We start from the raw sequence: 6,035 nt of genomic DNA, 5'->3' as shown, positions 1-6,035 counted from the left end.
TGGGCGATGGCGCGTGGGATCACCCCCGACTGACCGGGGCTGCTTTCGAAATGCGGGCTAATGGCGAGGATTCGCCCGTGACCAATGCTACCTACTCGTTAGCGGAACGGCGCGAGCCGCCCGGTCTCGGCTCACCAACACGTTGAAAGACCGGAGGGCTCGCGCCCTGCCGCTAACAAAGAACACCTCGTTTAGTGTCCAAGCCCCCAAACGGGTCAACGCCAGGATGCTGAGGGACTCGCGGCTTGTTGATTTCATCGCTGTTGGCGACTGCCCACCGACGCGGCGAGACCAAGTATAAATGGCACGTCCGCTCTGTGTTCATTCATTCAACCAGCCCCTTCACGTGGTCATCATGCAATTCCTGTCGTTTCGTCCCTTCGTCCTCGTCTGCACACTTATTCTGGCGGGCAATTCGCAGGCTCAGGACCAGGTGGGGCAAGCGACCCGATGGCAGTACTCTGCGGATCAACTGCGACCGTTCTGGAGGGGTGACGTCGTCGAGCAGGAATCCGTGTTGTTCGTGCGAGGTTCCGAGTCGGACGAAGCTCGCGGTTCGGTGCTGTTTCCGATCCGCGAAATTGTCTCGGTGCGCAGCTCATCGGGTGACATCACGTATCAACAAGGCGTTGACTATCGATTCGTCCCCGGGACTCGCGAGATCGTGATCCCGGTGGGGTCACGTGTGGTCACGACCCCGCCGTCGGCGCTGCGGCGTCCGGCCAAGTCGCAACGACATCAACTGACGCACCGCGACGGGAATGGCGAGATCCTGTTCGGCGCGAAGTTGGAGTATCACCAGATGCAAACCCATGTGACGTACAGGAAAGCCGACACCGCGTGGCCGGTTTCGATGCCATCGTTCGACCCCGCTTCGCTTCCCAAGACGCTGCAAAAGTTGCGTGACCGCCGCGCGGTTTCCATTGTTTTACTTGGCGACAGTATTTCTACCGGTTGCAACGCATCCGGATGGGGCGGTGGGGCACCGTTTCAACCGGCCTACCAGGATTTATTCGCGGAGCATCTTCGCCGTCATTTTCAATCGGACGTCGAACTGACGAACCTGTCAGTCGGTGGCCAATCGACCCCGTGGGGCATCACCATGATCGATCAAGTCACCGCGTGCCAGCCGGACCTGGTGATCTTGGCTTTTGGGATGAACGATTCGGCGGGGCGTTCGGCCGAGGAGTTTGGCGAGAATACCGCCACGATGATCAACAACACCCGAGCGCAATGCCCCAATGCGGAATTCATTTTGATCTCGCCGATGCTCGGCAATCGCGATTGGGTGCGATTGAATCACGACGTGTTTCCGCAGTACCGCGATCAGTTGGCGTCCCTTTGTGAACCCGGCATCGCGCTGGCGGATCTGACCAGCGTTTGGGGCGAATTCATGAAGCGAAAAAAGGATTCGGACTTGACCGGCAACGGCGTCAACCATCCCAACGACTTCGGGCATCGGGTGTACGCCCAAGTGCTGTCGGCGTTGCTGGTCGAGTAGGCATTGCGTCTAGTGCCGCCTCCGTGGACACCAAACGGGTTGCTCATTGTTAGCGGCAGGACGCGAGCCCTCCGGTCCTACACGTCGAAACCGGACGGCTCGCGCCGTTCCGCTAACAGGTACGATGCCAGTGCGCTTGATCGGCCGGCCGTTCAGCCATCCACGACATCGCTGGTCGGATGGCCCCAGCGGTCGCCGTGCAGACGCGAGACGTTGCTGCGGACTTCCGCGGGATCAAATCGTGCCGTCAATCCTTTCAGGTAATCATTGCGTTGGGATTCGGAGTCAAATTCCAGCGGGCGATTTTCGAACAGGTCATCAAGCGATTTCATGTGATGGCGTTCCATGAAATTCCGCAAACCATCGATCAGTGTGCGAACGACCGTCGGACCTTCGCGGCAGACCGCCGAGGTGACCATCGCGACGTCGGCTCCGGCCAGCAAGGCTTTCACGACATCGATGCTGGTACCGATCCCGCCACAGGCAGCCAACGGCATGCCGGGGCAGTAACTGTGGACTTGCATGACCGGCCCGATGATCTTGCTGACCGTTCCCGGTTCGGTGAGCGTCCATTCCGATTTCAGCTCGAACGTGTCCAGCGAAATGTCGGTGTCGGGCAATCGGCCGAACAGAATCAAACCCTGGGCGCCCGACAACAACCGGCACGAAAGTTGGCTGAGCCGGGTGTAGCTGCGATGCAGCTTGACAAACAGCGGAATCTTGATGGCGTGATCGATTTTCGTCACCACCTCGACGACCGCGTCTTCGACTTCGCGGGCCGTGCCGTACACGCTTGGTGGAGGCGGCTGCAAACACAACTCGATGGCCGCCGCACCGGCCTGTTCGACTTCCTTGGCAAAGTCCAACCAATTGCCGCCGCTCTCCCCGTTCAGACTGGCGATCACCGGAATCGAAAGCTGTGAGCTGGCCCGCGTGACCATTTTCAAATAGGACTCGGCATCGAATCCGGCGTTCTCCACCGGGACGCGGCGGCTGCGTTTGAGCAACGATTGATCCTGCTCCGAAAGCGCAATCCCGTGACGATCATTCCACAACAACACCTGCTCTTGAAACAGTGAGGGCAGCACGATCGCCCCAGCGCCGGCGGAAACCAACGCGACTTGACTCGGTTCCTCTGCCGTCATGGGACACGAGCCCACCACGATGGGGGCTTTGAGATGCAAGCCGCCAAAGTTGGTACTCAGATCGATGCTCATCGAATTACCTGGTCAATCTTTTGGCGCGATCGAAGTCCAACGCCAGGGGAAAGTTGCGCGAACGTGGTGCGATTTTGACCGGGACGCTCCTGCGTAAAGGAAAACGTCAAACGATGACACCCACTCCATCGGGAGGCCCAGTTTGCGCCCCATCAATGGTGCATCTCTTGTGCCGAGTGGGGGTCGCGGAATCGCTTCCACAACACAAATCCTGTTCTTTTTTCGCCCCGTGCTCGCCGCACCGCTTTCAAGGCGCCGCCACGGTCCCCGAGGCATCGTTCTCGGCCTGTTGGCGTAGACACTTGTTGAGGCAAATCGGACAACCGGTGGAATTTTGAGAGCCACATCGCAAACGTTCATCCCTCCGGCGACCCGCACACCTGTGGTCATATCCGCACGCCAGATTCGTGCCCTCAGACAGTTATGTGCGAACTCGCACCTTCGACGCGACGTTTGACTTCGCGAATGAAGCGACTGCCTCGCTGTGCCCCATCCAGCGTGGTTTCGGGATCGGAGTTGCCGTTGAGTTCCAAAATGATGGGGCCTTCGAAGTGAACGCGATCGAGCTGCCTGATGAACGGCTCCCACTCAATCGCGCCGTCGCCGGGTGGAAGATCGTCGTCTTGGACGCCGCCGTTGTCACTGGCATGAACCATCCACAGGTGGCCGGAAAGCTTGTGGGCGACCGACAATAGATCGCCGGAAAGGTAGGCATGCCCGGTGTCCAGACAGATCCCGACATCGGTGCTTTCGATCGCGCCCAAGATCCAAAGAACGTCTCGCGGTTTGCCGAAAAACAGGTGTGGCATCATGTTTTCCAGCACCAGTCCCACGTTCAGTTCAACGCACTCGCTGGTGATCAGATTCAGTGAGTGGGCCGCAAGTTCCATGCGGTGCATTCGCTCCTCTTCGGGAAGGTCATGTTGTTCGGGACCCGGATGGATCACGAAATAACGAACACCGATCTCCGCGGCTGCCGTGGCGGCGGTGACAATTTCTTCGATCGATCGATTGCGAATGTTCGCATCGGGGGACGTGATATCGATCTGTTCGGCAAACGGTGCGTGGAACGAATACGGCTCGATCTTCAATTGCTGAATCAGATCACCGGCACGTTTGACCATCTCAAAATCGTGGTAATCCAGGTGCGACGGAAACGAGCAGATTTCGATCAGATTGAATCCCCCGGCTCGGATTCGTTCCAGGCAATCGAAAATGCTGTGGCGATAAAAACACCCCGTGGAAAGACCGATCGGCCACTCAATCATGTTGCTCACTCCCCATCAAACCAGGCCGATTGGATCTCTCGGCTCGGACGCACGACGCTGCAACGTCGTGCGTCGAATCAGCGTTTCTGGAAGCAAAACATGTGCCGAACGGCGGTCATTGATCAGCGGCATGTCAGTTGCTCTCTGACAAGGCATGGGGTTTGGATGGGGAACGTCCGGAGAAAAACTGATGGACATGATGAATGCAATGGTGCTGCCACGGATCGTGTCGCTCGACGAGTGCCAGACGCCACTCGAGCCGGTCGAATTGCCGATTCCCGATCCGCGTCGCGGGGAAGTGTTGGTGAAGGTGTTGGCGTGTGGTGTCTGTCACACGGAACTGGATGAAATCGAAGGCCGAACCGCTCCGCCGCGTTTGCCCGTGGTGCCCGGGCATGAAGTCGTGGGCCGGATTGTTGCTTTGGGAGACGGAGTCATCGATTGGACCGTCGGAGAGCGAGTCGGCGTCGGCTGGATCTACTCTTCATCGGGAAGCAAGCTGGAGAACCTGAGTGGCTCGTTTCGTGCAACCGGGCGTGATGTCGACGGCGGCTACGCCCAATACATGCGCGCCGATGCGGGATACGTGTATCCGATTCCCGACGGTTTCAGCGACGCCGAAGCGGCACCGTTGTTGTGCGCCGGGGGCATCGGGTACCGAGCGCTCAAGCTGGCCAATCTGTTTGACGGCGGACTGCTGGGGCTGACCGGGTTCGGCGGCTCGGCACACTTGGTCTTGCAGTTGGCTCGGCATTTATATCCGCGAACAAAAATCTACGTGTTTGCCCGTGATCAACGTTCCCGAGAGTTTGCGTTGGAACTGGGGGCACACTGGGCGGGCGCGATCGAGGACGGTGCGCCGGAACGGTTGCACGCAGTCATCGACACCACGCCGGCGTGGAAGCCGATTGTCGAAGCGCTGCGGAATCTGCGACCGGCCGGGCGATTGGTGATCAACGCGATCGGCAAGGAGGACGCGGACAAGGACTCCCTCAGCCGTCTTTGTTACCACGATCATTTGTGGATGGAAAAAGAAATCAAGAGCGTGGCAAATATCACGCACAACGACATCGCCGAGTTTCTGCCGATCGCGGCGGAGATCCCGATCCGACCGCAGGTGCAGACGTACACGCTCGCACAGGCCAATCGGGCACTCGTGGAACTGAAGCAGGGCCACGTGCGCGGTGCCAAGGTGATCGTGATGGACGCTCCGTGATGCGTCCAGGCTGAGTCGCGTGGGGTGCCGCTGCGTCGTAAATGGTTGGCCCGCTGTCGCAGTTTCCCCTCACGGTTTCTCATCGGCATCACTAAGATGCAAACCCCACCCTAGCACTCCGTCAGGTGTCGCGGAAAAGGGGTCAGGTACCAAAGATGCGAAGCACCCGTTGGGCCATTGGGTTTTTGGTACCTGACCCCTTTTCCGCTCGACGTCCTTCTTCAGGTAGAATACCGTCTGGTTTGCGTGTCCCGGCTCGATCAACGTGGAGAAGAAGTGACTTCGATTCGGCAATTTGTTTGGCGCTGTGTGTTGACCCTCGGTTTCTTGGCCTGCCCATGGGTGGGGATTGCTCCGGCCGAGTCGCCGGCGGTGTCACCGACCGGGGAACAATTGGAATTCTTTGAAAAGGAAGTCCGTCCGCTGTTGGCAGAGCATTGTTATTCGTGTCACAGCGCAGATTCGAAGAAACTGCAAGCGGGGCTGCGGGTCGACAGTTTGGCGGCGATGCTGCGGGGGGGCGATTCCGGCGAAGCGGTCGTTCCCGGCGATGTCGACGGCAGCTTGCTAATTGAAGCGGTTCGGTATGCATCGTATGAGATGCCGCCCAAGGGGAAATTGGCCGCGGAGGACATCGAGACGCTGGAGCGGTGGGTGGAGATCGGGGCACCGTGGCCGCACGAAGACGCACCGGAGGAGACGGCGACACGGCCCGAGTTTGATCTCGAACAACGATCCCAGGACCACTGGGTCTGGCAACCGATTCGATCGCCCCAGCCTCCCGAGGTGAAACACGACACCTGGCCGCGACAGTCGCTGGACCATTTCGTGCT

5 protein-coding genes are annotated in these 6,035 nt (G+C 59.1%); 3 read left to right on the top strand and 2 right to left on the bottom strand.

Annotation, left to right across the window (positions count from 1 at the left end):
- Window positions 1–301 precede the first annotated feature (301 nt).
- On the top strand, window positions 302–1,501 hold the full coding sequence (locus tag ABX749_RS18400; protein ID WP_372897248.1) for an SGNH/GDSL hydrolase family protein: 1,200 nt from the start codon (window positions 302–304) through the stop codon (window positions 1,499–1,501).
- 152 nt (window positions 1,502–1,653) lie between these two features.
- Here ABX749_RS18400 and ABX749_RS18395 read toward each other — a convergent pair whose 3' ends face one another.
- Together ABX749_RS18395 and ABX749_RS18390 are read right to left on the bottom strand one after the other, a co-directional pair.
- Window positions 1,654–2,718, bottom strand: coding sequence for a dihydroorotate dehydrogenase (locus tag ABX749_RS18395; protein ID WP_372897247.1), 1,065 nt, complete (start codon window positions 2,716–2,718; stop codon window positions 1,654–1,656).
- A 413-nt stretch (window positions 2,719–3,131) separates the two neighbouring features.
- Window positions 3,132–3,986: a sugar phosphate isomerase/epimerase family protein gene (locus ABX749_RS18390; RefSeq protein ID WP_372897246.1), complete on the bottom strand. Its 855-nt coding sequence runs from the start codon at window positions 3,984–3,986 to the stop codon at window positions 3,132–3,134.
- A gap of 196 nt (window positions 3,987–4,182) precedes the next feature.
- On the opposite strand from ABX749_RS18390, the gene ABX749_RS18385 reads away from it, so the two are divergent.
- Window positions 4,183–5,202, top strand: coding sequence for an alcohol dehydrogenase catalytic domain-containing protein (locus ABX749_RS18385; protein WP_372897245.1), 1,020 nt, complete (start codon window positions 4,183–4,185; stop codon window positions 5,200–5,202).
- 276 nt (window positions 5,203–5,478) lie between these two features.
- On the top strand, window positions 5,479–6,035 hold a 557-nt coding region (locus ABX749_RS18380), incomplete at its 3' end, for a c-type cytochrome domain-containing protein (protein ID WP_372897244.1).

Origin of the sequence: Stieleria sp., from assembly GCF_041595215.1 — a bacterium.
In the GTDB taxonomy this organism is placed as follows: Bacteria; Planctomycetota; Planctomycetia; order Pirellulales; family Pirellulaceae; genus Stieleria; species Stieleria magnilauensis.
Note: the sequence above shows the minus strand (reverse complement) of the source record. Positions and strands in the feature narration are given on the sequence as shown.